27 protein-coding genes are annotated in these 24,689 nt (G+C 53.6%); 12 read left to right on the plus strand and 15 right to left on the minus strand.

Annotated elements, in window-relative coordinates; genetic code table 11:
• Positions 1–615, minus strand: coding sequence for a YkgJ family cysteine cluster protein (locus HX448_RS03470; RefSeq protein ID WP_162485989.1), 615 nt, complete (start codon positions 613–615; stop codon positions 1–3).
• Positions 616–720: 105 nt separating this feature from the next.
• Between HX448_RS03470 and HX448_RS03475 the strand changes: the two genes are divergently transcribed.
• The 3 genes from HX448_RS03475 (at position 721) to HX448_RS10695 (ending at position 1,531) form a co-directional block, all read left to right on the plus strand.
• Positions 721–930: an FmdB family zinc ribbon protein gene (locus HX448_RS03475; RefSeq protein WP_102330779.1), complete on the plus strand. Its 210-nt coding sequence runs from the start codon at positions 721–723 to the stop codon at positions 928–930.
• A 117-nt stretch (positions 931–1,047) separates the two neighbouring features.
• A complete protein-coding gene (locus HX448_RS03480; protein ID WP_102330780.1) occupies positions 1,048–1,245 on the plus strand; it encodes an FmdB family zinc ribbon protein in 198 nt (65 codons plus the stop codon).
• Positions 1,246–1,345: 100 nt separating this feature from the next.
• Positions 1,346–1,531: an FmdB family zinc ribbon protein gene (locus tag HX448_RS10695; RefSeq protein WP_162485990.1), complete on the plus strand. Its 186-nt coding sequence runs from the start codon at positions 1,346–1,348 to the stop codon at positions 1,529–1,531.
• A 72-nt stretch (positions 1,532–1,603) separates the two neighbouring features.
• Here HX448_RS10695 and HX448_RS03490 read toward each other — a convergent pair whose 3' ends face one another.
• Together HX448_RS03490 and HX448_RS03495 are read right to left on the minus strand one after the other, a co-directional pair.
• Positions 1,604–2,848 carry a SufB/SufD family protein gene (locus HX448_RS03490; protein WP_102330782.1) on the minus strand — a complete coding sequence of 415 codons (1,245 nt, stop codon included), beginning with the start codon at positions 2,846–2,848 and terminating at the stop codon, positions 1,604–1,606.
• Positions 2,827–3,585 carry an ABC transporter ATP-binding protein gene (locus tag HX448_RS03495; protein ID WP_102330783.1) on the minus strand — a complete coding sequence of 253 codons (759 nt, stop codon included), beginning with the start codon at positions 3,583–3,585 and terminating at the stop codon, positions 2,827–2,829. The genes HX448_RS03490 and HX448_RS03495 overlap by 22 nt, the downstream gene beginning before the upstream one ends.
• Positions 3,586–3,625: 40 nt before the next feature.
• Between HX448_RS03495 and HX448_RS03500 the strand changes: the two genes are divergently transcribed.
• Complete coding sequence (locus tag HX448_RS03500; protein ID WP_162485991.1) at positions 3,626–3,814, plus strand: hypothetical protein; 189 nt, start codon at positions 3,626–3,628, stop codon at positions 3,812–3,814.
• Here HX448_RS03500 and HX448_RS03505 read toward each other — a convergent pair.
• From HX448_RS03505 to HX448_RS03515, 3 genes are all read right to left on the minus strand, one after another.
• Positions 3,806–5,167 (minus strand): hypothetical protein, encoded by a 1,362-nt coding sequence (locus HX448_RS03505; RefSeq protein WP_102330785.1) that lies wholly within the window; start codon positions 5,165–5,167, stop codon positions 3,806–3,808. The two genes, HX448_RS03500 and HX448_RS03505, sit on opposite strands and share 9 nt — an antisense overlap.
• A 289-nt stretch (positions 5,168–5,456) precedes the next feature.
• Positions 5,457–5,990 (minus strand): hypothetical protein, encoded by a 534-nt coding sequence (locus HX448_RS03510; protein WP_102330786.1) that lies wholly within the window; start codon positions 5,988–5,990, stop codon positions 5,457–5,459.
• A gap of 139 nt (positions 5,991–6,129) precedes the next feature.
• Positions 6,130–9,675, minus strand: coding sequence for an HsdM family class I SAM-dependent methyltransferase (locus HX448_RS03515; protein ID WP_162485992.1), 3,546 nt, complete (start codon positions 9,673–9,675; stop codon positions 6,130–6,132).
• A gap of 124 nt (positions 9,676–9,799) precedes the next feature.
• Here HX448_RS03515 and HX448_RS03520 point away from each other — a divergent pair, with 124 nt between their 5' ends.
• Positions 9,800–10,276, plus strand: coding sequence for an NfeD family protein (locus HX448_RS03520; RefSeq protein ID WP_102330788.1), 477 nt, complete (start codon positions 9,800–9,802; stop codon positions 10,274–10,276).
• Entirely contained in the window at positions 10,249–11,046 is a 798-nt protein-coding gene (locus HX448_RS03525; RefSeq protein WP_102330789.1) for a slipin family protein, read from the plus strand. The genes HX448_RS03520 and HX448_RS03525 overlap by 28 nt, the downstream gene beginning before the upstream one ends.
• An 8-nt stretch (positions 11,047–11,054) precedes the next feature.
• On the opposite strand, the gene HX448_RS03530 is transcribed toward HX448_RS03525, so the two are convergent.
• Positions 11,055–11,819, minus strand: a complete 765-nt coding sequence (locus tag HX448_RS03530) for a biotin--[acetyl-CoA-carboxylase] ligase (RefSeq protein ID WP_102330790.1) — start codon at positions 11,817–11,819, stop codon at positions 11,055–11,057.
• An 83-nt stretch (positions 11,820–11,902) separates the two neighbouring features.
• On the opposite strand from HX448_RS03530, the gene HX448_RS03535 reads away from it, so the two are divergent.
• Positions 11,903–12,481, plus strand: a complete 579-nt coding sequence (locus tag HX448_RS03535; RefSeq protein ID WP_102330791.1) for a DNA polymerase ligase N-terminal domain-containing protein — start codon at positions 11,903–11,905, stop codon at positions 12,479–12,481.
• On the opposite strand, the gene HX448_RS03540 is transcribed toward HX448_RS03535, so the two are convergent.
• From HX448_RS03540 to HX448_RS03555, 4 genes are all read right to left on the minus strand, one after another.
• Entirely contained in the window at positions 12,478–13,467 is a 990-nt protein-coding gene (locus tag HX448_RS03540; RefSeq protein ID WP_162485993.1) for a uroporphyrinogen decarboxylase family protein, read from the minus strand. The genes HX448_RS03535 and HX448_RS03540 overlap by 4 nt on opposite strands.
• A 100-nt stretch (positions 13,468–13,567) precedes the next feature.
• Positions 13,568–13,966, minus strand: coding sequence for a response regulator (locus HX448_RS03545; RefSeq protein ID WP_102330793.1), 399 nt, complete (start codon positions 13,964–13,966; stop codon positions 13,568–13,570).
• Between the two features lie 120 nt (positions 13,967–14,086).
• Positions 14,087–14,359 carry a response regulator transcription factor gene (locus HX448_RS03550; RefSeq protein ID WP_102330794.1) on the minus strand — a complete coding sequence of 91 codons (273 nt, stop codon included), beginning with the start codon at positions 14,357–14,359 and terminating at the stop codon, positions 14,087–14,089.
• A 51-nt stretch (positions 14,360–14,410) separates the two neighbouring features.
• Positions 14,411–14,584, minus strand: a complete 174-nt coding sequence (locus HX448_RS03555) for a response regulator (RefSeq protein ID WP_162485994.1) — start codon at positions 14,582–14,584, stop codon at positions 14,411–14,413.
• A 96-nt stretch (positions 14,585–14,680) separates the two neighbouring features.
• Between HX448_RS03555 and HX448_RS03560 the strand changes: the two genes are divergently transcribed.
• From HX448_RS03560 to hisB, 5 genes are read left to right on the plus strand one after another with little or no spacing between them, the layout of a single operon-like run.
• Positions 14,681–15,919, plus strand: coding sequence for an ATP phosphoribosyltransferase regulatory subunit (locus HX448_RS03560; RefSeq protein WP_102330795.1), 1,239 nt, complete (start codon positions 14,681–14,683; stop codon positions 15,917–15,919).
• Positions 15,916–17,313 carry an ATP phosphoribosyltransferase gene (hisG, locus tag HX448_RS03565; RefSeq protein WP_102330796.1) on the plus strand — a complete coding sequence of 466 codons (1,398 nt, stop codon included), beginning with the start codon at positions 15,916–15,918 and terminating at the stop codon, positions 17,311–17,313. Before HX448_RS03560 ends, hisG begins: the two co-directional genes overlap by 4 nt.
• On the plus strand, positions 17,313–18,590 hold the full coding sequence (gene hisD, locus HX448_RS03570; protein ID WP_102330797.1) for a histidinol dehydrogenase: 1,278 nt from the start codon (positions 17,313–17,315) through the stop codon (positions 18,588–18,590). The genes hisG and hisD overlap by 1 nt, the downstream gene beginning before the upstream one ends.
• Positions 18,591–18,607: 17 nt before the next feature.
• Entirely contained in the window at positions 18,608–19,672 is a 1,065-nt protein-coding gene (hisC, locus tag HX448_RS03575) for a histidinol-phosphate transaminase (protein WP_102330842.1), read from the plus strand.
• 1 nt (position 19,673) lies between these two features.
• Positions 19,674–20,261, plus strand: coding sequence for an imidazoleglycerol-phosphate dehydratase HisB (hisB, locus tag HX448_RS03580; protein WP_102330798.1), 588 nt, complete (start codon positions 19,674–19,676; stop codon positions 20,259–20,261).
• 303 nt (positions 20,262–20,564) lie between these two features.
• Here hisB and HX448_RS03585 read toward each other — a convergent pair whose 3' ends face one another.
• The 4 genes from HX448_RS03585 to purD all read right to left on the minus strand — a co-directional run bounded on the left by HX448_RS03585 (position 20,565) and on the right by purD (position 24,668).
• Positions 20,565–21,479: a phosphoribosylaminoimidazolesuccinocarboxamide synthase gene (locus HX448_RS03585; RefSeq protein ID WP_102330799.1), complete on the minus strand. Its 915-nt coding sequence runs from the start codon at positions 21,477–21,479 to the stop codon at positions 20,565–20,567.
• 94 nt (positions 21,480–21,573) lie between these two features.
• On the minus strand, positions 21,574–22,926 hold the full coding sequence (gene purB / locus HX448_RS03590) for an adenylosuccinate lyase (RefSeq protein WP_102330800.1): 1,353 nt from the start codon (positions 22,924–22,926) through the stop codon (positions 21,574–21,576).
• A gap of 3 nt (positions 22,927–22,929) precedes the next feature.
• A complete protein-coding gene (purE, locus tag HX448_RS03595) occupies positions 22,930–23,388 on the minus strand; it encodes a 5-(carboxyamino)imidazole ribonucleotide mutase (protein ID WP_102330801.1) in 459 nt (152 codons plus the stop codon).
• Positions 23,389–23,405: 17 nt separating this feature from the next.
• Entirely contained in the window at positions 23,406–24,668 is a 1,263-nt protein-coding gene (gene purD / locus HX448_RS03600; RefSeq protein ID WP_102330802.1) for a phosphoribosylamine--glycine ligase, read from the minus strand.
• Positions 24,669–24,689 lie beyond the last annotated feature (21 nt).

Below are 24,689 nucleotides of genomic sequence, written 5' to 3' on the forward strand. Positions count from 1 at the left end.
TCAGGCTGTGTTGGACGGTTTAAGGCTTTTGGCGTCGCCTTCGAGAGTCCAGATAACCTTATTGACCAGAACCATAACTGCATACTGGCACTGATGCATCGGTTGTACTTTTTTTTGTTCCCCCTCTGTTAATCCGAGGGGCCAAACGCGACAGGTGCTTGGGCGATCTGAATAAATTTGACACCGTCCATTCCTGGGATTCCACCAGCCACAGGGATTTACCCTCTTTATGGTCCATTCTTTACCGTCGAAAGCAAACAGGTCATCTCGTCTTTGTTTCAATTTACGGCTGATCCGGACGGCGTCTTCTTCATCAATTTCGATTCGCTTGGTCTGGGAACAGCACCAACCGCAACATGTGCAGGCTTCTTTCAGTCGTTTCATTATGCCTCTGGAATCAGCCGCGATAATATCGATGACACTAATGATATCTACGAGTTCTGTCGGTGAAAGCTCCTTCGCTGGAGGGTATGTCTCAAGGAGGGCTACCCAGACCGCAGTAACGTACTTCTTATATTTTTCACCAAAACTGCCCACAAAATGACCGGCCGCCAGTTCGCGGGCTTTAGCCAGGTCCGCATCCGACACACCAATACGTTTGAATATGTCAGTCATTAATAGGATTATACCAAAATAGAAAAACGGTTGTTGTGACATGAGTTACTTAACTTTCGACCAGATTCAGGTATTATGTTAAAATATTAAAAAGAGGTTTAGTAAATGCCTATCTATGAGTATAAATGTAAAAAATGCACCAAAAGATTCGAACTCCTGCGGCGATTTTCCGACACTGCCGAGGTCACCTGCCCCAAGTGCGGCTCGACCGAGGTTGAGAGAAAGATTTCATCATTTAGTTGCGGCTCTTCCGGAAGCGGATCTTACAGCGGCTCCAGTTGCGGATCGGGTTCCGGCGGCCGTGTTTCATCTTGAGGGTAGGTAAAGGAGCCGGTCCGGCTCCAACGAAAAACATAGCCAACCAGTCGAGGGACTTTCCAATATGATTGAACAGGTCCCGGTTAGTTTAGTACAATATCTACGGAGGTAACTATGCCGCTATACGATTACGTATGTAAGTCCTGCAAGAAGAAATTCGAAGAATTGCGCCGTTTTTCCGACACCAAACCGGTGACCTGCCCGAAATGCGGTTCTACCGATTGCGAGAAGAAACCGGCGACATTCATTACCACCGACAATCTCGGATTGTCCAAGACGCCCCGCGGTAAAGCCCCCTGGGAATACACCTAGGATTTTCCCTGCGAAAAGCGTAAAGACCCTCGGCAACGGCGAGGGTCTTTTGGTTTCAATGCGGAGACCTTTTTGGTACACTGAATCAGAGGTGAAACCGATGCCTATTTATGAATATATCTGTGCCCAGTGCCACAAGAAGTTTGAGGTGCTCCGTTCGATGTCCGATACTTCAGCGGCAGTTTGCCCAAAATGCGGGTCCTCAGACACCAAGCGGAAAATGTCGACCTTCACTTCTACATATGAGGGTAAAGTTCCGACTCCCCCGCAGTGGCGTCAATCCTGACTCCCGTCTCTCGAAAATCAAAAAGGCCGCCGGGTTAAGGCGGCCTTTTTTTATATCAGAAGTGATTCGTGGTTAAAGAGCCTCGTTTTCCGACGCCTCGACGGCTTTCCTTAGCTCATCGTTAAGCATCTTGGGCAGACCTTCGATATCAACCTTCAAGAAGCCGCGGATGATGGCGGCGGTGGCTTCGTCGCGGGTAAGGCCGCGGGCCATGAGGTATTCGACTTCATCCTCGGCGATTTTACCGACAGCGGCTTCATGCGACAGGTCAACGTTGGGGACGGTCGCCTTGAGTTCCGGTATGGCGTGGATCGAACCTTCTTCCTTCAAGATCAGGCCGCGGCACTCGAGATGTCCTTTAACATCGACCGCGTTCCCTTCCATGTAACCACGGGAGATGATCTCGCCTCCGGCGGTGATTGCCCGGGCGATCATCTCGGTGCGGGAACCGGGGGCGTTCAGGAAAGCCCGGGTTCCAAGGTCCATGTGCGATCCGGGGGTGGCGACCGAGATGGTGTTGAACCTGACCGTAGCATTCTTGCCGACGCATTTGGCTATCGGAGATGCCTGGATGGTGTGCACCGGTTTCATGATAACGTAATTGGAGAGATATAAACCGTCTTCTTCGATGATCGCCCCGGTCCTGGGCCGAACCTCGGTCTCCGGCGACCAGGTGTGGATCATGCTGAAGGTGATTTTGGCGCCCTTCTTGATATAAAACTCGGACACGCCGACATGAAGGCCCATCGACTGGCGGTGCGCCACGGCGCAACCGGTGATGATGTGGAGTTCCGAACCTTCCTCGGCGATGATAATGTTGTGGACGTCCTGGACAGCCTGGTTGTGCTGCAGGTAAAGGCAAGCCTGCACCGGATAATCTGTTTTGACGCCGGGTAAAGCGCGGATGAAATAGCCATCGGCGTCATTGAGTTCGACGTGGGCGGTGTACTTGTCGGCGTCCACCTGGACCGCTTTCCACCAGTAATCCTTCAGCCAGTCGTACTTCTTCCTGGCCTCGGAGATGCTCATAACCTCGATGCCTTCCTGGGCGGCGCCAAAGTGAACCGGGGTGTTGTCCAGTTGCACAAAGGTGCCGGAGCGGGCGCTGCGGTCGTCGAGCATGACGCCGGACTCAAGCATCCGTGACTTGTCTACCTCGTCGATGGTCTCAGGTTTTTCGATATATTTTTTTTCGCCCTTTTTGGGGACGACGAACTGTTCCAGATCGATGTCCGGCCCGGCGGCAGCTTTTTTGCCGGCGGCGGCTTTGGCCCGTTCGATGAGTTCGCTATCAGTTACCTTTTGCAGATTTGGCATGAAGCGCATTCTCCGTAACCTTTGATTTTGATCGTTTCCAGAATTTCGTGGGGATCGCCTTCGCAGATGATCCTGCCTTCGAACATGACGTAACCGGTCCGGGCATTGACGTATTCAAGGATGTGGCCGGTGTGAGAAATAATGAGGCCGCTGCGGGTCCGGGAACGCATCGGATGGGACTTTTTCAAGAGGTCATTGATGAGCTCGCCGATGAGGGCGATATTTTCGAGATCGACGCCCGACTCCGGTTCATCGAGCAAAACCAGGTCCGGGCTCTGGGCCAGGAGTTGGAGCAGTTCCGACCTTTTCGTTTCGCCGCCCGAGAAGCCATAGTTGATGTCTCGATCGAGGAAATCGACCATATTGGTCTTTTCGGCCAGGCCGGGTATCACGTCGACGCTTTCACGCCCGCGGAAGCAGGCTGCCACCATATCCCGGGTCTTGACGCCTCTGACAATGGGCGGTCTCTGGAAAGACAGGCCGATGCCGGCCCGCGCGCGTTCATCGAGAGTGGCGTGGGTGACGTCTTTGCTTTCGAAAATGATCTTACCGCCGGTGATCTTGTAGCGGGGGAACCCCATGATGGTCATCAGCAGGGTGGTTTTGCCGCTGCCGTTGGGGCCGTAGATGACGTGGGTTTCGCCGGCATTGATCGAAAGGCTGATGCCGTGGAGGATTTCTTTGCCCTCCACCTCAACCCTGAGGTCTTTGATTTCAAGGAGTTTTTCGGCGGCCATGATTCACCTCTCGGGGCAATTATGCGATATGCGAAATCTAATGTCTGTGATGAAAATCACCGGATTAGTTGTCCTGTTATTATCGGGCACTCAGGTGCGAGGGTCAAATGTACCAACATTCGAAGCCGCCTTCATCCCCACGTCGTTGCAAGCCGTAGGGTGGGTGGAGCGCAGCGTAACCCACCACCCATCTTTGCGCCGCCCGTTCCTCGATGCCCAATTATTGTGACCTCCCCACCGCCGCCCGCGGTTCGTAGCGCCTGGCGGCCTCGACGGTGAGAGCCAAGGACATCAGGTAATCGTCGTGGGCTTTGGAGGGGTCAACGTAGAAGTTGAGCGCCCGGTTGGGTTTGTAGTCTGCCGCAGCGCTCTCCAGTTGCCGCCAGCATTCCTCGCACTCCATAGACCCGTCGCGGGCGTAGAGTTGCAGCCTCCCTGTTCCCGCCGCCGCCAGGAGCTCGTAGCCGAGGGTACTTTTAGATGACGCTGTGAAAACGAATGAAACGAATCGGTGGCCCAGCGATTGTTTGAGCGACGAACATAGCGGGCTGCCCAGGCCGGTGGCGTCGGCGACGAGGCGTTTCAGGCCCCACCCCTTGGCGGCATCGGTAATCTTTTGCAGCAGAAGAGTATAGGGGAGACCGGTCCAGGAGTAGTGGTTGACTATGTGGAGCCCCATCTCCCTACCCTCTCCTCGTGGGGGAGAGGAGGTACTTATCTCAGCAATAGTCAATACAGTCGAATCGCAGGCGGCATTGCCCTCCCCACCGAAGTCCAGGCCGCCGACGTAGACCGCGCCGGGCTTTGGGAAACGGCAGCGGGGGAAATCGCCGGCCATGCTGATCAACTGCTCATCGGAGAAGAAACCGCCGCCATTAGAGACATTCTGTAAGGCGTACTGCGTCCGGAAGGTGGGGTGATTTTCACCCAGACGGGCACGCTCGCCTTCGACGTAGGAGCGGTAATCGGCGTTACAGCGGCCGACCTCCTCCCAATCGAACCGGAAGTGCCGCTTGATACCGTCGGAGCGTTCCAGTTCAAGGTTGCGCGATTTGACGGTGTCGAGCAGATTGCCTTCCCGCCACGGGGTACCATAAAGGACGGTGGTAGCGTTCCTCGTGGCGGCCATGGGGCGGAAGTCGCGGTCGAACTTCTCGATGGACACGTCCTGGGCTTCGTCGACCTCGAGGAGGAGGTGGGCGGTATTGCCGACAACATTGGCCGATGGTTCGGCGGACATGAAAATGGCGCGGGCATCGCCGAGCCTGACGATGTGCCCGGATTCGATAGCGTAATCTCCGGCAAAATTCATCATATCCAGACAGTCGCAAAGCCGGCGGAGGGAGATCAAAGCCTGTGGCTTGAAAGTCGGGGCGCACTTGACGATATTCAGCGGGAACTCGAGGTATTGGGCCAGAAACCGTGCTTCCAGCCAGGCTGACAACTCGTTCTTGCCGCCCTGGCGGGCGATCTCAACGGTGAAGGTCAGCCCGCGGCGGTTCAGCACAGAGTCCTTGACGGCCTCGAAGACTTCGCGCTGGTAGGGATAAAAATCTTCAATTGTGGAAGAGGAGAAATTCATAAAGACGAAATCCTAATATCTAATTTCTAAATTCTAAATTCTAAATAAGTCCAAAATCCAAAATACAAAACACAAAATGAGCGACCGGACTATCGAAGGAGCCTAACCTGCCCCTTCCCCTCGGCTCGAAGCTGCTCGCCGTAGGAAGGGGTGTGTTTTTAAGAGGTTCCGGCTCGCATACCCAGCTCGCCGGAACCTCTAGACCGAGGCACTACCCCAGGGACGGGAAACCTATAATCCAAAAGAGCGATCAGCTGTCAGGCTTCAGCTTACAGTTCACAGTCAACGGTTAGCAGTTTTGAGTTTCCGATTGAGCCTCGGTTTGCAGGCACCGAGATTCTTCGCGATGCTCAGAAAGACAGGGTCGGGTAAGCACGGCGACCTCGGCGGCGGCATCCGGTACCGTATGCGTGGTCTTGCGATCACCGATGATCCGGCTGGCTTTATCGATCAGGACGAGGTGTCCGGAATATTTGCGGCGGACCATAGCCAGGGACAACGTTCGTACGATGTCAGAGGCAAGCTTGGGGTTCGGCGGATCAAGCTCCGACACGAACTGGAGGCACGAACGTAGGAAACCGATCTCCGCGTCAATACCTTCCAACTCGCAGGCTTCGTCGATGATATCCTGCCGGTAGAGAGGGGCTTTTCTGGAATAAAAGCCGTGAACGCGAGCGTTCTGGTTGCCGGGCTGGCCGCCGCGGCGGGGTGGAGGGACTGTTTCGCGTTGGGTGGCACTTGGCAGGGAGTCATGAGCCGTGAGTCCAGATTCCGGGGGATTTGCTATATTCAGTTGTTGGGTAGTACCTGTGTTCTGATTCATGACAAGAATTATAGCACACGTGTACTCTCAAGCTGTCAAGCGTTTCGTGTCGTTTTTGGTGCCATTTCCAAAAAATATTTTTACGACAAACCGTTCAACGAAATGAGGCCAGTAGAAAGAGGGAATATCGCTCTGGATATTAGGCGATCAAGGGTAGATCGAGTTCTTGAAAAATTCGACGGCTTAAGGTTTCAGCCTGTTTGTGATCGAAAGTGCGGTTGAGTAGTTCCTGATTGATCTTCTGGAAAAGGTCTTTTAGGTAAGATTCATAATTCTGAACCGCTCTTGATACTAAGGCTTCGGCTTTTTCAGTTTCTTTGGGAGATAGTGACTCTATGTAAGGCAAACATATGACATACTCGCCGGGCTTCCGCGCGTAAATGATGTACTTAGCCGCTGCGATGCTGGGGGCATCATAGTCATATCCAGAGCCATCAATAACGCGCTGTCGACCCATAAAATAATGCCCAAACTTTAGAGGCGCGTTAGGCACTTGAACGCTCATGCAATCCTGCGGTTTGGGTTTGCAAGTCAGGAAGTCATCCGGGAAAGTCTTGATGCCCTCCGCGATCAAGTCCTTGGATACTTGCTCAACAAGTTCTCCAATATTCCTGATGACTTTCGCCTGCTTCTGCTTTTTTCGCATGGCAGCAAGATCGATACGCTCTCGTACCAATTCAGTAAGGCTGTCATAAACGTGACGAAGATATTTGGCCGGATCGAGCCCCAAAGCCTCCAAAATCAAACCGTCCAGTTGTTGGCGGTCTTTCAACTTGATTTCTTCGAAAATGGGTTTGACTGGACGTTTGGTTACCTTCTGGAAAGCCTCTAATATTTGAATACGCTTTTCCAAAGTGATCAACTGGATTTTGGGGACAAGTAACTCATCAATTTCAGGGCCTATAAATTTCAGAACACCTTCGCCAAGATTCGTACGACCGTGTGTCTGTACCAAGAGGGAATTTAACGAAGAATTCAACCACGCAGAAAGAATATCCTTATTGGCGGCTATTTTGGAAGAACCCTGAAAGAAAACATCACTTACCAACACACCATCTTCATTAATCGGGAAGAATGTTCGTTCTCCTTGAAATGCGATAACAAAAAAATCCGAAAAGGTAATATCATCCAGAGACCACCAATGGGTTCTTCCACGAACTGACGGAACGTCTGGATACGGAATTCCTGAGGGAGTAATTTGTTTTTCGGAATATTCTATGTATTTCAATGCTCCTAACTTACGTCTTCTACGGAGCTCTTCCTTACTCAGATTACATACGAAAAGTCTCGTCGAAGTTAAATACTTGTTTACATATATGCGCGATAAATTGCGTGGGGATTTGATAATTGGTAATAAATAATCATCTTCAATACCAAAATGCTCTATCGTACTTGAAGACGGATAGAAGAATTCGTTAATACCCGTTTTAATACCAAATTTTATATCGCTCACTTCGCGAAGGGGTAAAAATTTATCATTATTTTGTTCAAATAAATCAAAATAAACCTGTGGTGCACGTAAATATTGGCCCCATTTAGCTGTCTTTTTTTCTTTCAACAGTTGGTTTTTAAGGTCACTCTGTTTGACAAAACGAATACGAAAATCATCGTCATCAGCAGTCCCCACGTCGTTCAACGTGCATTTCCGTGAAGCCCCGTCGATAACGTAGCAATGTTTATCCGCGGCACCCTCTATCTGTTGAACTAAACCGTCCAAACCATACCAGCGTTTTGCGGGGTCAACCTTTGGGTCCCAAGGAATAAGATCGGCCAGCTTCTTTTTGATTTTGACGAAGCTAACGATGTTTTCATCCCGGTTCTTTGAATTCGAACAGCGTTCGAGGACGGTAACAACCGTGTTAACCGCTGCGTCCTCAAACCACGGCTCGCACCGGGACTCTAGGACAGCGACAATCTTGAAGTTATTAACCATGTACTTCTGAAGTTCGTATCCATAGGCTACATCAAGCCATGAATTTGACGTGATGAAGCCCATACGGCCGCCTTCTTTAATGAAGCGGCCGCAGTGGAAATAAAGATATGCGTAGATATCAGCCTGGCCAGAAAGATTCAAGTCAATGTCATCGAAGACGGCATAGGGATTGCGATTCAACTCTGCGACAATGGTTTCCCGATTGCCTTGAATATCGAATGCGTCAGGATATGCAGACAACCAGTCGTTCTTTATAACCTGCTCGAGCTTAGCTTTGTAACCTTTTTCCAGTTTCTCGATGAGTTCCTGCCGGATAAATGGGAAGTTGCCAACTGCGGCATCAAAAAGGGGAATTGCCTCTTTTATTTTGGTAATGCCGGAGCTTGGATCTACTTTTGGTGGAGGAAAATCAAAAGAATCTCCAGGATTGATCTCAAAGAAATCTTTGACGATAATCCGCGGGAAATTGGCGTAATTCGAAAGGTCCTGGCGGAAAAGGTTGATAGTCGCAAGTTCGGCGGGGAAATGGGCAATATCAACGCCCCAAATCTGAGGCAATAGGCGTTTATGGTCAACAAGCCCCAGGTGGCGCATTTTTTTGTTATAAGCACGCAGCAAGAAGGTGCCGGTGCCGCAGGTTGGATCAAGAACTTTATCATCACGCTCGCGGACGCAAAAAGCGAGAACCAAATCCACGAGGTTTTCTGGTGTGAAATACTGGCCCAATTGATGACGTTCCGTCTGCGGGATCAGTTTTTCAAATACAGCGCCAATAACGTCATGGGGCATGTGGCTGAAGCTAAACCTTTTCAGATCGATAAGTAGAGAATCAATTTCACGAATAGCTGAGTCTGGCATCTCGATCTCATCCGGTAAGCCTTCTTCGAAGACGGCATGCCAGTCAACGTCGCGGGCGTAGGAGAATACCTCTTTCAGATGTTCGCGGGCTTCTCTGCCAGTCAACCCGCCGATACCGAGTTCCGGCAGACGTTCCCGCCATTGTTTTTGAAGCGTCAGATAAAAGAGAATTCGCACTAGCAAACGATAGATGATCTGTTTGGCGACTGCTTGATAGAAATTAGCAGCGGTGACGTTAGCTATACCTTGCTTGGTGCCCCATGCCTGAAGGGACTGACGGAATTTGCTATCTCCGCCAACGCGTTGTAAAAGAGCATCTCGTAGAACGGGAAAAAGAGCCTCAACGGCCTTACTCAAACGGCCGACAAAAAAGTTGGTGTCAGCTTCAATCTGGTGGAGAGTGTGATCGAAATAAAGCGTTTTTAGATCATTCAGTATCTCGGCGGCGCGCTCTTTGAGGCGCGCCGCTGTCAGACGATCGGTCCACATATCATCCGGCAGAGAAATGACAATTGACGGATATTCTTTGACGCGGTCAGATGAAGATACAGGGATGAGGGGCTGCGGGGTACGCCACAGAATTGCGTGCCGCATATTCCAGGTTACGAATTGGTCGGCGTTCATGGCGCGAGCTTTGGCAGCGGCTGCTTCGAGGAGTTCGGGGTCATCGGCGCGGGTTGCAGGGGTTTTGAGTTCCCAGCCGCAGAAACCTTGCTTGGCAGAGCGATCCAACCATATCTGTACATCAGGGAATTTGGTGGTCTCACCGACTGTTCTGATTGAGGTCTCACCGGTAACATCTTTGAATGGGTAAGTACCGGTGGAAATGAATTCATTTAGCCAAGAGACTACCTGGCTGCTGAATTCACGCTCGTTGGATTTAACGTCTGGCATGATTCCAAACATTATAGCGGGTCAGAGGAAGAAGGCAAGGAAAATATGAGGAGATGTGGAACGAGGCTGGCGACCCTCGCTGCTTGCCCGGCATGCTATAATCATCTAAGGAATCGAAGGCAAGATGAATTTAGTCGGCATTCTCCTCATAATCTTGGGCATCGCCCTTTTTATCGCTGAGTTTTTTACTTCAGGCTACGCCCTTTTTGGGGCTGCCGGGCTTTTTGCCCTGATCCTGGGGTTGATCCTGATCTTCGATTTTGCCGTTCCATCCTGGGTTACAGTCACATTGTTCATCCTTATCCTTGTTTTTGCCGCCACGGCAACGGTACTCGTTTTCCGCCGGGTAGCGGAAGCCCAACGCCAAAAGGTGGCAACCGGCCACGAGGAACTCATCGGCAAGACGGCTGAGGTGCGATCCGAATTAAATCCATCGGGGACAGTGTTCATTGAAGGCGAAATCTGGTCAGCGCAGATTAAAGAAGGCAAAGCCGCGGCGGGGGACAAGGTGATCGTAACCGGAATCGACGGTTTAAAACTCTACGTTTCCAAAACGGTTAAGGAGGAGGAAAAATGCCCGAATCAACCATTAACGCCCTAATTCCCTGGCTCATTGTCCTGTTGGCCCTTATAGTTTTGCTGGCAATGTCGGTCAGGGTCGTTGCCGAATACGAACGCGGTGTCATCTTCCGTTTGGGACGCCTGGTCGGCGCCAAGGGGCCGGGTATTTTCCTTCTTATCCCGTTCATCGACCGCATGGTTAAAATGGACCTTCGCGTTGTCGTCATGGATGTGCCCGCTCAAGAAGTCATTACCCGCGATAATGTTACGGTACGCGTCAATGCCGTAATTTACTTCCGCGTGGTTGACCCCCAGGCAGCGGTGGTGAAAGTTGCCGACCACATCCGGGCCACCAGCCAGATAGCCCAGACAACCCTGCGAAACGTCCTTGGCCAGTCCGAACTTGATGAGCTGCTGGCTAACCGAGAGAAACTAAACGACATTCTGCAGGACATAATAGACAAGCAGACCGACCCCTGGGGCATCAAGGTTTCCACCGTCGAAATCAAAGAAGTGGAACTGCCGGAGACAATGCGCCGTTCGATGGCCGCCCAGGCCGAAGCCGAACGGGAACGCCGCGCTAAAATCATTCACGCTCAAGGTGAATTCGAAGCTTCTACCAAACTGGCGATGGCCGCAGATGTCATAGCCAAGGAACCGGTTACGCTTCAACTGAGATATTTGCAGACATTGACCGAGATCGCTTCGGAGAGAAACTCCACCGTGATTTTCCCGGTGCCGATCGACCTCATAAGCATGTTTATGAAAAAGTTCGGGGGAGACAGCAAAAAAGACGAGAAGCAGGGATAAGTCCGGCTTTAACTCAAGGTAACGTCGCCGGCAACAACGGTACAAATAGACCCGTCGGTCCGGCGGATTATCAGGGCGCCTTCATCCGTGACATCGGTGGCGGTCCCTTCAATCGTCGCCTCTCCCATGGTAGCTTTAACCGGCTGGCCCAGGGTGATAAGCCTGGCTTTCCAACTGTCCAACAGGGCGGTTTTATCAAAGTTCGAATACCGGGACTCGATCCTATCGATCGCCGCCCTGAGCAGGTTCAAAGAATCGACCGGCATTCCGGCTTGTTCCGACAGACTGGTGGCGACGCCGGTGATCTCAGGACTGGTAGATATGTCGACATTGACGTTGATGCCGACGCCGATAACGGCATATTGTTTGCCTCGTGAAAAGCTGCTTTCAACCAGCATGCCGGCGGCCTTTCTCCCTCCGATCAATACGTCGTTGGGCCACTTGAGACCGGCCTGAACCGCAACGCATTCTTCTATAGCCTCGGCTACGGCCAAACCGGCAAGCATGGTCAGGTACGGCAGTTTTTCTATCGGGGGATACAGCAGCACCGAGAAGTAAAGCGAACCCGGTGGGGATATCCATTTACGGTTCAGGCGGCCCCGCCCCTCGGTTTGTTCGGCGGCGATGACGAGAGCCCCTTCCCGCGCTCCTTTGTGAGCCAGTTCACCGGCCCGGTCCATGGTCGAACCGATGGAATCGTAGGTAAACAGGGTGTGTCCCCAGCGGCAGCCGGCGAGGGCTTTTTCGACACTCCCGAAATCAAGCGAATGCATCAAGGAAGTATATCATCCGGTAAGTCCGGGTTGCCATTGACACAACGGCGAACCGAACCAATAATGGTCTTAAGGTGAAAGATATGAAGGCCGAAGAGAAGTTAAAAGAATATAAAGCTAAGCGAAATTTCAAAAAAACTACCGAACCGCCTGCTGAGGTTGTTCCATCTTCGGCTAAGCCGATGTTCGTCATTCAGAAACACGACGCGTCTCACCTGCACTATGATTTGCGCCTGGAAATCGACGGCGTTTTGAAGAGCTGGGCGGTGCCCAAAGGACCCTCACTCGATCCACAGGCCAAGCACCTGGCCGTACCCACCGAAGACCACCCGATGGCTTACGGCGGGTTCGAGGGGACCATTCCGGAAGGGGAGTATGGAGCGGGAACGGTCATGGTCTGGGACACCGGCACCTACCGGAACATCAAAGCAGATAAGCCTGAACCCGAGACAATGTCTGAGGCTTACGATAAAGGCAGGATCGAGGTTTTCCTTGAAGGGAAGAAACTTAAGGGGCTGTTCGCCTTGATCAAGACTGCCCGTGGCTGGCTCTTCTTCAAGATGAACGATGAATTTGTAAAAACCGGGGACATCCTCGAAGAAGCCCCGAAGTCAGCCCTTACAGGACGGACTCTCGAACAGATCGCCGCGGCGAAGGATTAATCTATACCCGGTTCGACAGCCCGGCGCATGGCCAACAAATTAACCTCCGGCACGCTGATCGGGTAAGTACATCCGGTTGTGAGGATCAGCCTCCGGCTGTTCATGCTCCGGATGGCTTCTTTAGCCTGGTCTGCCACTGCCTGGGGCGATCCGTCCTGAAGCAGGTGCATCTGTTCCACTCCGCCCATCACCGCCTTCGAGGAGAGTCTGGCGGCCGTCTGCAGATCGATGCCCGAGGTCCGGTCGTGCCAGTTCACCGCGTGAACCGGGTACCCGGCGGTCTCTTTGAACATGGGATGCTGGCCGTGGAGATGGAGCACGTTGAACCAGCCGCCGGAGGCGGCGTCAAGGACCATCAAATCGGACGGTCTGCCGAACTGGTCATATTCGTCACGGCTTAACAGTTCAAAACTGGCAAAACGGGCCGACAGAAAAATACCGTCGGCGCCGGCTTCGATGCAAGCAGCGGCAAATTTGGCGCTGGTCTCAGCCAGGGAGTGAAGCGCTGACATGATTGTTTCGGGGTATTCACGGAGGTGGGCCAGGAAAAGTTCATCGCCGGCGAGGTAAGCTGCCATGGCGATAGGATGGAACATGGTGACGATTAGCGGGGTTGCGGGGTCCTTTTCTTTGGCGATCTTTTGAAGCGATTCGAGATGCCAACCGTAGGTACCTCTCCGGACATCGAGTGGGACAATTTTTGCCCAGTCTCCCGGGGAATTTATCACCCGGGACAAATATTCCCTGTCTCCGACGATGCTGCCGCGGTAGGCGTGAGCGATGCCGTAATCCTCGACGCAATATGTCGAAGAAACCGGCAATTTGATGAAGTCCAGGTCGTATTTACGTTGGTAGGCCAGGGACACCGCAGCCAGGGAGTCCGGATTCTGGTCGTCTCCGGGCCAGTGGCGCCAGAAGCCGACAGGTACCCGGTCGACCGGTTGCCCGGCAAGCGCCGCCTGAATTCTCTCCCGTTTGGTCATCATGGCTCGCCTCCTCAATTCCGGTCCAGCCTGATAGTACGCAATCGGGCCGACTCGGTCAAATAGAAATGGGGAATTGGCGGAAAAATCAGGTGGAAAAGGATCAGGTGTTGGGGAGATCCGGGGAAGGTTTGGCGGCAGTCCGGGCGTTGAAATGTGTTCGTATGTCTTCGATAACCCCGATGAGCCGTTCGGGTTTATCAACCTTGGAAACATAGTAATCGGCTCCAGCTTCCAAGGGTATGGAGCGGTCCAGGCAACAACTTAAAACCACGATAATAGCGGGCGAGGATTCTCTGAGGTCCGCCAGGGTGCCCTTTGGCCAAGCCCCCAGCAATTCCCATTCGAGGAGGGTGAGGTCAGGTTTTGCCGATCTGGTCAGCTTCAGCAAGTTGTCCGTATCTCCGGCGGCGCCGGCATACACCATGTTGGGGTATTGCTCAACAAGGAGTTTAAGCGCCGAACGTATGCTGGGCTGCCTGTCGGCTACAATAAAACGCATCTCACCGATCCGTTAAGTCACTCGAGTGCCATATTTTACTGATGATAGAACGGACCGGCTCTGATTACATCGGGCGTCCGGGGGGATTTCTACTGACCGTTCGGCGGGTTTTTATACTGGTCATTTGACCAGTTTCTGCTTCAGAGCCAGGGAAACCGCCTCAGTGCGGCTGGCCACTCCCAGCTTAGAGAGGACGTTGGAGACGTGGAACTTTGCGGTGGAGGGGCTCACCCCCAGCTTATCGGCGATCTCGGTGTTGGGCAAGCCGTCTACCATTAGCTTAAGGATCTCCTTCTCACGGGCGGTCAGGTCATAGTCCCGGGCCGACGGGCTCCTCATCTCCTGGATGAGCACCTGGGTAGCCTCGGAAGAAAGTTTGGATTGCCCTGCCATGGCACCCCGGATGGCAGAGACCAATTCCGAGGCGGATACGGTCTTTAACAGTTAGCTCATGGCCCCGGCCTTGAGCGCCCCATCTACCTGTTCCCGCTCCTTGAAACTGGTGAGAACGATGATCCTGATGTCAGGGTAACGGTCGTGGATGGCTTTGGTGGCGGCTACCCCCTCTTTCGATAAATCGGGAAAACGCGAACAGTAATCTGCGAGGAATCTTAACACAAATAAATGAAGCAGGTGAAACGGTTAATAGCTCCAATTTGAACGTGAAATTGGGCTAGTGTACAATCTCAATATTCAAAATAGTCAGGAGATCCTATGACCCAAGAGCGTTGTCGCGGCTGCCGCGACCTTGTTCCCCAGGAAATGTTGAAGTTCCGCCTCGCCGAATCGGTGTTCATCGACACGGCGCTTAAATGGGGATACGAGGAGGTGCGGACTCCAACCCTGGAATACCTGCACCTATTCACCGCAACCGGAACACTTACGCCGGGTATGCTGGGGCAGGTATTTTCCTTCCTGGACTGGGACGGGTGGAGCGGAGAGAGGGTGGTAATGCGCCCGGACGGGACTATCCCAATAGCGCGGCTTTACGTCGATTCGCTTGTCGACCGGGACGTGGCACGCCTGTTCTATGTCGTCAACGTGTTCCGTTTTGAGGATGCATCGGGGACCGGCAGGGAACGCTGGCAGTGCGGCGCCGAACTTATCGGCGGCAATTCGGCTTTAGCCGACGTCGAGTTGATCAGGATGTCCCTGGAAGCCCTGGAATTGCTCGGATTGGAAAGCCATATCAAAGTCTCCCATTCGGGTGTCATCCAGGCAGTGCTTGCCCAGCTTGAACCTTCTCCTGAACTGAGGCATAAGCTGCTGGATGAAATCCTGGATGGCAACGAAAGCGTGATGGCCCGGCTGGCAGAAACCAAACCGGAACTGATGGCGGGATTGAAAACACTCCTTGAAGTCACCGGGACTTCGTCTGCCTACTTATCCAATCTTCGATCTCTGTTCGGCTTTTCGCCCGAACTAGAAGCGGCAGCTGCCAATTTCGCCGCCACCCTCGACATGCTCGACGATATCGGGCTGCCGTACGAGATCGACCTGGCATCCGGCCGCGGTTTCGAATATTACACCGGCATCATTTTCCACCTTTCAGCCGACGGTAAAACCGTCGGCGGCGGAGGGCGATACGATAACCTCATCGCGTTGATGGGCGGACCTTCCAAGCCCGCAGCCGGGTACGCTCTTTACATCGATGAACTGATTAAGCTCATCGATATGAGTGAATACGAGATGGAAGAACCCGACCGGTTCCTGGTCAGTTTCCAGCCTGGTGACGAAGCCCGCGCTTTTGCGGTGGCTACCGATCTTCGGGATGCCGATTATACCGCCGAAATCAAATTGGGCGACCCGGACGTAATGGACTATGACTGGGTGCTCAACATCACTGAAGAAGGGCTGCTGGTCCTGTCTGACACCGAGACCGATGAGGAATTCGAGTTCGAAACTGTCGATGAGTTGGTGGAGATGCTGGGCGGGGAGGCTTCCGAAGAATGAGGGTCGCATTACCCAAGGGAAGGCTCCTGACCGATACGGCGGCGCTCCTGGAGCGGGCTGGTTGGCAGCTTAACGACTACCAGCCCAAAGCCCGGCTCTACCGATTGAAGAGTGCTAAATTTTCGGAAATGTCCGCCAAGATGTTGCATGAGAAAGATATTCCCATCCAGGTAGCCATCGGCAATTACGACCTGGGTATCTGCGGGGCAGATTGGGTTGAAGAACTGGTGTCGCGCTACCGCCTAACTTCACTGGTCAAAGTCAAAAACCTTGGATACGGCCACGGCGCCCTTTTTGCCGCCTCGGCGGCAGGCGACGGTATCGCTTCGTTAACCGACCTTGCACAGCGGTCCGATAAGATCCGCCTGGCATCCGAATATCCTAATCTGGCCGAACAGTTGGCGATGCAGCTCAGGCTCAAGAATTATGCCGTTTATCCGCTATGGGGCAGCGCCGAAGCTTACCCGCCGGAAACAGCCGAGGTGGTCATTCTGCCCCGGAAATCTGCCGGTGAGCTCGAGGGTAAAGGACTGAAAGTGCTTTCCAAGGTCTTGGATTTCAAAGCTGTCCTGGTTGCCAACCGGGAGAGCCTGGCATCGAAAGACCTTTCCGAAGCTATCAGTTCGATTATGGCCAACCTGCAACCAACGCCCGAAGTTGAGGAGACGGCGACGATCACAGCCGCACCCCTCGAGGCTTATCATGAATACGCGCCCGACGTAGTTCGTTTAGCGCTGCCCGACGGCCACCAGCAGCCCCATGTTCGTAAAATACTGGATGCAGCAGGTATTCATGTCGAAGACTACCCATCTGATAGGGGTTTACGGCGGCCGAAAAGCGACCTCGAAGGCTTTACCATCAAGACCATTCGTCCCCAGGATATGCCGGTTCAGGTGGCTAACGGCAATTTTGACCTGGCCATCACCGGTTGGGACTGGCTCACCGATCACCTGCATCAGTTTCCCACCAGCCCGGTAAAGCGGCTTCTGGACCTGAAATACGGTTGGGTGCGTATCGTGGCTGTGGTGGCCAACGACGTACCGGTGAATAATTCAGCGGAACTCAAATCTTATTTCCGGAACAAAAACCTGCGGGTGGCGTCTGAATACATAAACATCGCCGACGACTATGCCCGGAACAACCATTTCGGCCGCTACCGCATCGCCCCGACCTGGGGATCGACCGAAGCTTACCTGCCCGAGGATGCTGATCTATTGATCGAAAATACCGAGACCGGCGGCACTATCGCGCGGCACAACCTACGCATCATCGACACGCTCTTTGAATCGACGGCCTGCGTCATCGGCAATACAGGCGCGGCCGACAATCCGGTGAAACGGAAGCGGATGGAAGCTCTGGTGGAACGGCTGGGCCAAGCCCTGGAGAAAATCTGATGCGTTTCGTGACCGGTTTCGAAGCGGCGAGGAAGCTGCTTGTGCGCCGGGTAAATGCCTCAGTTAGCGATGCTGCGGTTGAGCAATCGGTCCGCTCGGTTATTGAAGAAGTTGTCCGGGACGGTGATGCAGGCCTCAAGCTTCTGACCGCCAAATTCGACCGGGTTGAACTGCTAACTTTTGAGGTATCCAGGGAAAACATCGAGGCGGCTAGATCGGCAATCGATCCTGAACTGCTGGCAGCCTTGGAAACGGCAGCCGGGCGCATCCGCAGCTATCATTTGGACCAGCGGAAGGCAATTTCCGCTATGGAAACGGCCATGAACGGGCGACAAATGTTCCGGGCGCTGGAACGCGTCGGAATCTATGCGCCGGGCGGTAAGGCTTATTATCCCTCTACCGTGTTAATGACGGCTATTCCCGCTAAGGCCGCGGGCGTCCCTGAGGTTATTTTGACGACACCTCCGGGTCCGGACGGAAAAATCCCGGCTCCGACCCTTGCCGCTGCCGCGATCGCCGGCGTAGATAGGGTTTTCAGAGTCGGCGGGGCACAGGCGATCGCCGCACTGGCTTATGGCACGGAATCGGTGCCTAAAGTCGATAAAATCTGCGGACCGGGCAATATCTATGTCATGACCGCCAAGCGTCTGGTCTATGGCGCCGTGGCTATCGATGGATTGCAGGGCCCGAGCGAGGTGCTTATCATAGCCGATGAAAGCGCCAATCTAGCTTTCGTGGCTTCGGATATGCTGGCGCAAGCCGAGCACGACCCTTTGGCTCAATCGGTTTTGGTCACCACATCAAAAATCGTGGCTGAGAAGGTTCTGACGATAATACAAAATGAACTTGCCAGTTCAGCGAGGCGGGATATCACCGGAAAATCGCTCGAGGAACGCGGCATCATCGCCCTGGTAGATAAAGTCGATCAGGCTATCGAACTGGCTAATGCCTATGCGCCGGAGCATCTTCTGGTGCTTACAGCCGATGCCGAAATGATCCTAAAAAAGATTGAAAACGCAGGGTGCGCCTTCGTTGGAGACAAGGCATCGGTAGCCTTCGGCGATTACGTCGCCGGACCTTCTCACGCCCTTCCAACCGGCGGAACGGCCCGTTTTGCCTCGCCTTTAAACGTGCTGGATTTCTTGAAAATTACCGATGTCGTCCATGTTGATGACAGCATGGTCAAGAGTCTTGGTCCTGACGCCGCGACAATCGCCGGCGCTGAAGGACTGACGGCGCACCGGGACGCCCTTCGTTTGAGAATGGAGGCGAAGTGACCGATATAACAAAATTTATGAGGCGGGAACTAGACAAGTTCGCCGGCTACGCCGCGTGCAAATCGCCAGAAGCCCTCGACGAAGAGACTCGGGCGTTGGGCATTCTCAAGCTCGACGCCAACGAAAACGTCTACGGCCCCTCACCTAAAGTTAAAGCGGCGCTTGCTTCCTTTGATGACGCTCATATTTACCCGGATTCGTGCCAGACTGAATTACGCAGAGCCTTGGCAGGATATACCGGCGTTTCTGCCGAACATATCGTCGCGGGATCTGGTTCAGATCAGCTAATTGACCTGCTTATAAGGCTTTTCGTAAGTCCCGGCGATGAGGTCCTGACTGCCACGCCGACTTTTGCCATGTATAAGTTCTTTACAGAACTGGTCGGCGGCAAATTTGTGGCAGTACCGCGGGACGACGAGTTTAACCTTGTTCCCGAAAAATTGATCAAGGCGATATCCAAAAAGACGAAGCTTGTTTTCATCGCCATGCCGAACAACCCCACGGGCACACAGATACCCGTTGACGCCGTCAAGAAAATAATCGAAACCGGCGTACCCGTTGTTGTTGACGAGGCCTACTACGAGTTTACAAGCCAAACCCTGGCGCCCGAGATCGATAATTCTCCCAATCTAATGATCTTGCGGACGTTCTCGAAGTGGGCCGGTCTTGCTGGTTTGCGGGTGGGCTACGGCCTTTTCCCCACAGCCGTTGCTGAACGGGTTGACGCCATTAAAGACCCGTATTGTGTCAACGCGGCTGCTGTGGTTGCCGCGAAAGAATCCCTCAAAGACGCCGATTATCTCATGGGTAACGTTAGGCTCATGATCTCCGAGCGGGAAAGACTTTTCGATGCTCTATCGTCAATCAAATACCTGAAAACTTATCCGTCCGAAGCCAATTTCATCCTATGCAAAGTGAAATCCAGGATAGCATTGCAAATTCAGGTCCTACTGGAACGACGGGGAATTTTAGTTCGCTACTTCAACTCGCCGCAAATGGAAAATTGCCTGCGGTTTAGCATCGGTAGGCCTCAGGACACCGACCGGCTGATCACCGAACTCCAGAGAATAGGGGAGATGTAATATGACCGAACGCACAGCCACTGTCAAACGGGAAACCAGAGAAACGACCATTTCCGTCGCGGTCAACCTGGACGGCACCGGCAAGGACGACATGTGTACCGGCAACCGTTTATTTGACCATATGCTGTCGCAGATCGCCAGGCATGGTGTATTTGACATAAAAGTTTCAGCGACAGGAGATGACATCCATCATTTAGTCGAGGATGTCGGTATCTGCCTTGGCAAGGCTTTCAATGAAGCCCTCGGTGACAAGAAGGGCTTAGTTCGGACGGCTGATTCTCAGGTGCCCATGGATGAGACGCTGGCGGTTGTAGTTGTGGACCTGGGCGGCCGGGGATATTCGGTCATGCACATGGATTTTGAAAAGAATGATCTGGCTGGATTCCCAGTTGATATGGTACGCCACTTCTTGGAGAGTTTTGCATCGGAGGGGAGGATGAACCTTCACGCCTCCGTTTGCTACGGTACTAATGATCACCACAAGGTGGAAGCAGTCTTCAAGGCTCTCGGACGGGCGCTGGATAAAGCTACCCGGATTGACCCGCGGATTGCGGACAGGGTTCCCAGTACCAAGGAGTGGGTGGAGTAGAAAACCTATGGGTTCAGAAGAACCTGATCTACAACAGGTTGGACCCGGTTCCGAAAAGGTCAGGATTAAAACCTGTCGTTACTGTGGAAGGAAGTATAGTCCACCATCGCATAGCTACCCGAACTATGAGGCGATTCATGAATACTGCTCGTACACTTGCATGAAAAAGGGGAGCATTCCAAACCTAGTAGGCACTAAAAATCGATTTTTGCAGCTGGCGGATTCGATACTTTCAAGGGATGTGTTATAGGGTGTTTCACTAAGTGTCTAGGGGCTTGGGAATTCTCTCGCCTGTAAAAAGAATTACGAGAGTGTCTTCCCCGTCAAAACCTCGTACGCATGCACATACCGCCGCCGGGTGCTTTCGATGACCTCAGATGGTAGAGCCGGAGCCGGAGGCTCCTTGCTCCAACCAGATTTCTCCAGCCAATCGCGAAGTGGTTGCTTGTCATAAGAATCCTGCGGTTCGCCCACCTTATAGAGTTTCTCATCCCAGAAGCGTGATGAATCCGGTGTTAACGCCTCATCGATGAGGATGAGTTTGTCGCCATCCAGACCGAACTCGAATTTGGTATCGGCGATGATGATGCCGTGGTGGCGGGCGTAATCCCTCGCGAAAGCATAAAGGGTGATACTAACCGTCCGGAGTTTCAGGGCCAGGTCTTTGCCGACCTCTTTTTCAACCTCTTCAAACATCATCGGCAGGTCATGGGTATTATCACCCTTGGTCGTCGGGGTGAAGATCGGTTCTTCTAGTATCTCGCTCTGCCTCAAACCCGGCGGTAGAGACACTCCGCAGACCGATTGCCGCTTCTTGTATTCCGCCCAGCCCGAACCGGCCAGGTAGCCGCGAACGACGCACTCGACCGGTAACCGCCTGACCTTTTTGACCACCATCGATCGCCCTTCGAGGTATTTCGGGTAGTCGAAACGCTGCTTTTCAGGAATGTATTTGTCGAGTTGTTTTACGTCGTTGATGAGGGCGACGACGTGATTGGGGATTATTTTCTTCGTTTGATCGAACCAGAAAGCCGAGATTTGATTCAGCACCTTGCCCTTATCCGGGATGCCGGCCGGCAGGACGATGTCAAAAGCAGAAATGCGGTCGGTAACGACGATCAGCAGGTATTCCCCGAGGTCGTAGGTGTCACGGACTTTGCCGGAAATGAAGCGTTTTAAGGGAAGATCTGTTTTTAAGACAACCCTGTTTTCAGTCATGTTATCACCTCGGCTTAATATTCAAGGGACACGGCACGCCGTGTCCCTACTGTTATATTCTATTATTTCCCTCTCCATGGCAGAGGAAAGTGGTTCACAAGGACTGCGGTGAAAGTTTTTCGGGTGGAATCTCGGCGCTTCCTTTCCATTGAGCCGCGGTCAAGCCGACCCGTTTGAAAATGTCGTCCACGTGCCGGGTGTAGTACTTGTAATCGAAAAGGTTGTCCAGTTCCTCCGGCTTGAGAACAGCGGTGACCTCGGGGTCGGCTTTGAGCAGGTCGATGAACTGGCCGCTGCCGGACCAGGTAGCCATGGCATTGCGCTGGACGATCTTGTACGCCCCCTGCCGAGACAAGCCCTTGTCGATGAGCGCCAGCAGCACCCTCTGGGAGAACAAAAGGCCGCGGGTGATTTCCATGTTCTGCCGCATTCGCTGGGGATAAACGGTCATTCCTTTGATGATGCCGGTGAAAATATTCATGGCATAATCGAGGACAAGGCAGGCATCCGGGAAGATGACGCGCTCGGTCGAGGAGTGCGAGATATCACGCTCGTGCCAAAGGGCGATGTTTTCAAGGGAGGTGAGGGCGTAGCCTCGGAGAAGACGGGAAATACCGCAGATGCGCTCGCACAGTTCGGGGTTTTTCTTGTGAGGCATGGCGGATGAACCGGTTTGTCCGGAACCGAACGGTTCCTCAACCTCCCGGACCTCTGTCTTCTGAAGGGCCCGGATCTCGGTAGCGAATTTCTCCAGCGAGCCGCCGATTACTGCAAGGGTGCTCATAAACTGGGCGTGACGGTCGCGCTGGATGACCTGGTTGGAGACCGGATCCGGGGCGAGACCGAGCTTGGCGCAGGCGAATTCTTCCACTTCGGGAGGGACGGTGGCGAAGGTGCCGACGGCGCCGGAGATCATGCCGACGCTGATACCCTTGGCGGCATCAGCCAGGCGCAGGCGGTTGCGCTGCATCTCTTCCATCCACAGCGCCAGTTTCAAACCGAAGGTAATCGGTTCGGCATGTACGCCATGAGTGCGGCCAGCCTCGACCGTATACTTGTACTCAAGAGCTCTTTTCCCCAGGGCGGCGATCAGTTCTTTGACATCATCGGCCAAAATGGCTGAAGCCTCGACGAGTTGCAGGCTGGTGGCGGTGTCCATGACATCGGAAGATGTCAGCCCAAGGTGGATGAACCGGGCTTCTTCGCCAACACTTTCAGCAACCGCGCCAAGGAAGGCGGTCATATCGTGGTGAGTCTCTTTGAGGAGTTCTTCCATGCGCTTGAAATTCAGCCGCGCCAACTTGATCTTGGGCAGCGCCTCGCGCGGGATGACTCCTTGTTTTACCCACCCTTCGCAGACAGCGATTTCAACATCGAGCCACTTGGCGAATTTGTTTTCTTCGCTCCAGACCTTTTTCATCTGGGGGCGGCTGTAACGTTCGATCATGGTCTAGTTCCCTTTAAATTCGGTACGGAGATTTTCATAAGCCCGGGCGACTTCCGGGTATTTCAACCCGAGTATCTGCGCCGCCAAGTAGCCGGCATTCTTGGCCCCGGCGGTGCCGATAGCCACGGTCGCTACCGGAACTCCGGCGGGCATCTGGACGATGGCATAAAGCGAATCGATGCCCTTGAGATCGCTTGAAGGGATCGGCACACCGATGACGGGCAGCGTCGTCCACGATGCAATGACGCCCGGCAGATGCGCTGCGGCCCCGGCGCCGGCGATTATCACTTCAAAGCCTTTGTCGCGGGCGGAGGTACAAAAGGTGTGCACCTTCTCTGGCTGCCGGTGGGCGGACATGACCATGACCTCAGATTCGAGTCCCATTTTTGCAAGTGCGTCGACGGCGGCCTGCATGACTTCCAAATCTGACTTGGAGCCCATAACTACGGCAACTTTGGGCATATTGTTACCTCGGTCCGTTATTGCGACTTGAAAAGGGCGATATCGCTTCGATAGTGCGCGCCATCGAACTTAATCTTGATGGCGTTGTAATAGACCTGACCGCGGGCGTCTGCGAAATTGTTGCCGCACGCCGTGACCGCCATGACCCGACCGCCGGAAGTGACCAATTGGCCGTCGACCAGCTTTGTCCCGGCATGAAACAGATTCACATCAGCGTCAACGTATTCGAGGCCGCGGATGGGCAGACCTTTTTTATAATCGCCGGGATAACCGCCGGAGGCGAGGACCACGGTGACGCAGGACTTCTTCTGCCATTCAATCGAAACCTTGTCCAGATTGCCGTCGACCACTGCCTGAATGACATCTACAAGGTCGGATTTGAGTTGCGGCAAAATCACCTGGGTTTCAGGGTCGCCGAAGCGGGCGTTGAATTCAAGGACCTTCGGTCCCTCCGAAGTAAGCATCAAACCGGCGTAAATCACGCCCCGATAATCGATACCCTCGCTTGCCAGGGCGCAAACCATCGGGCCCATGATCGTGGCGTCGATCAGTGCGCTCATCTGGCGGTCGAAAAACGGCGGAGGCGAGTAGGCTCCCATACCGCCGGTATTAGGCCCCTGGTTGCCGTCGAAAACCCGTTTGTAATCGCAAGCCGGAGGCATCGCGGAGAAAGTCTTACCGTCGGTGAAAGCGAGGTAGCTCATTTCCTGGCCGGTCAGGCATTCCTCGATGATGACCTTCGAACCGGCTTCTCCGAAAATCTTGTTCTCCATCATGTTGGCCAGGGCTGTTTCAGCCTCGGTCCAGCTTGAGCAGACGGAGACGCCCTTCCCCGCCGCTAACCCATCGGCTTTGACGACCACAGGAAGATTTTGTTCCGCTAGGTAAGCCTTTGCCGCGGCGTAATCGGTAAACGATTTGCCCCGGGCGCAGGGGATGGCATATTTTTCCATCAGGTCACGGGCGAACGACTTGCTCGACTCAAGCTGTGCCGCTACCCTGGATGGACCGAACACGGGAATCATCCGGGACTTGAACTCGTCGGCGATACCGGCGGCCAGCGGACCTTCGGGACCGACGACTACGAGGTCGATGTTGTTGGATAAGACCGCTTCAAGCAGCCTCGGGAAATCCGTCGGTTCGATGTCCAGGTTCTGGGCAAGCGCCGCCGTGCCCCCGTTGCCTGGCGCGGCAAAGATGGCGCTGACCCTGGGGCTGCTTTTAAGTATCCAGACGAGGGCGTGCTCCCGCCCGCCGCTACCGATAACTAATACTTTCAGCGCAGGTCTCCTTAAATCAGG

It is taken from the genome of Dehalogenimonas etheniformans, assembly GCF_014672715.2.
Lineage (GTDB): Bacteria > Chloroflexota > Dehalococcoidia > Dehalococcoidales > Dehalococcoidaceae > Dehalogenimonas > Dehalogenimonas etheniformans.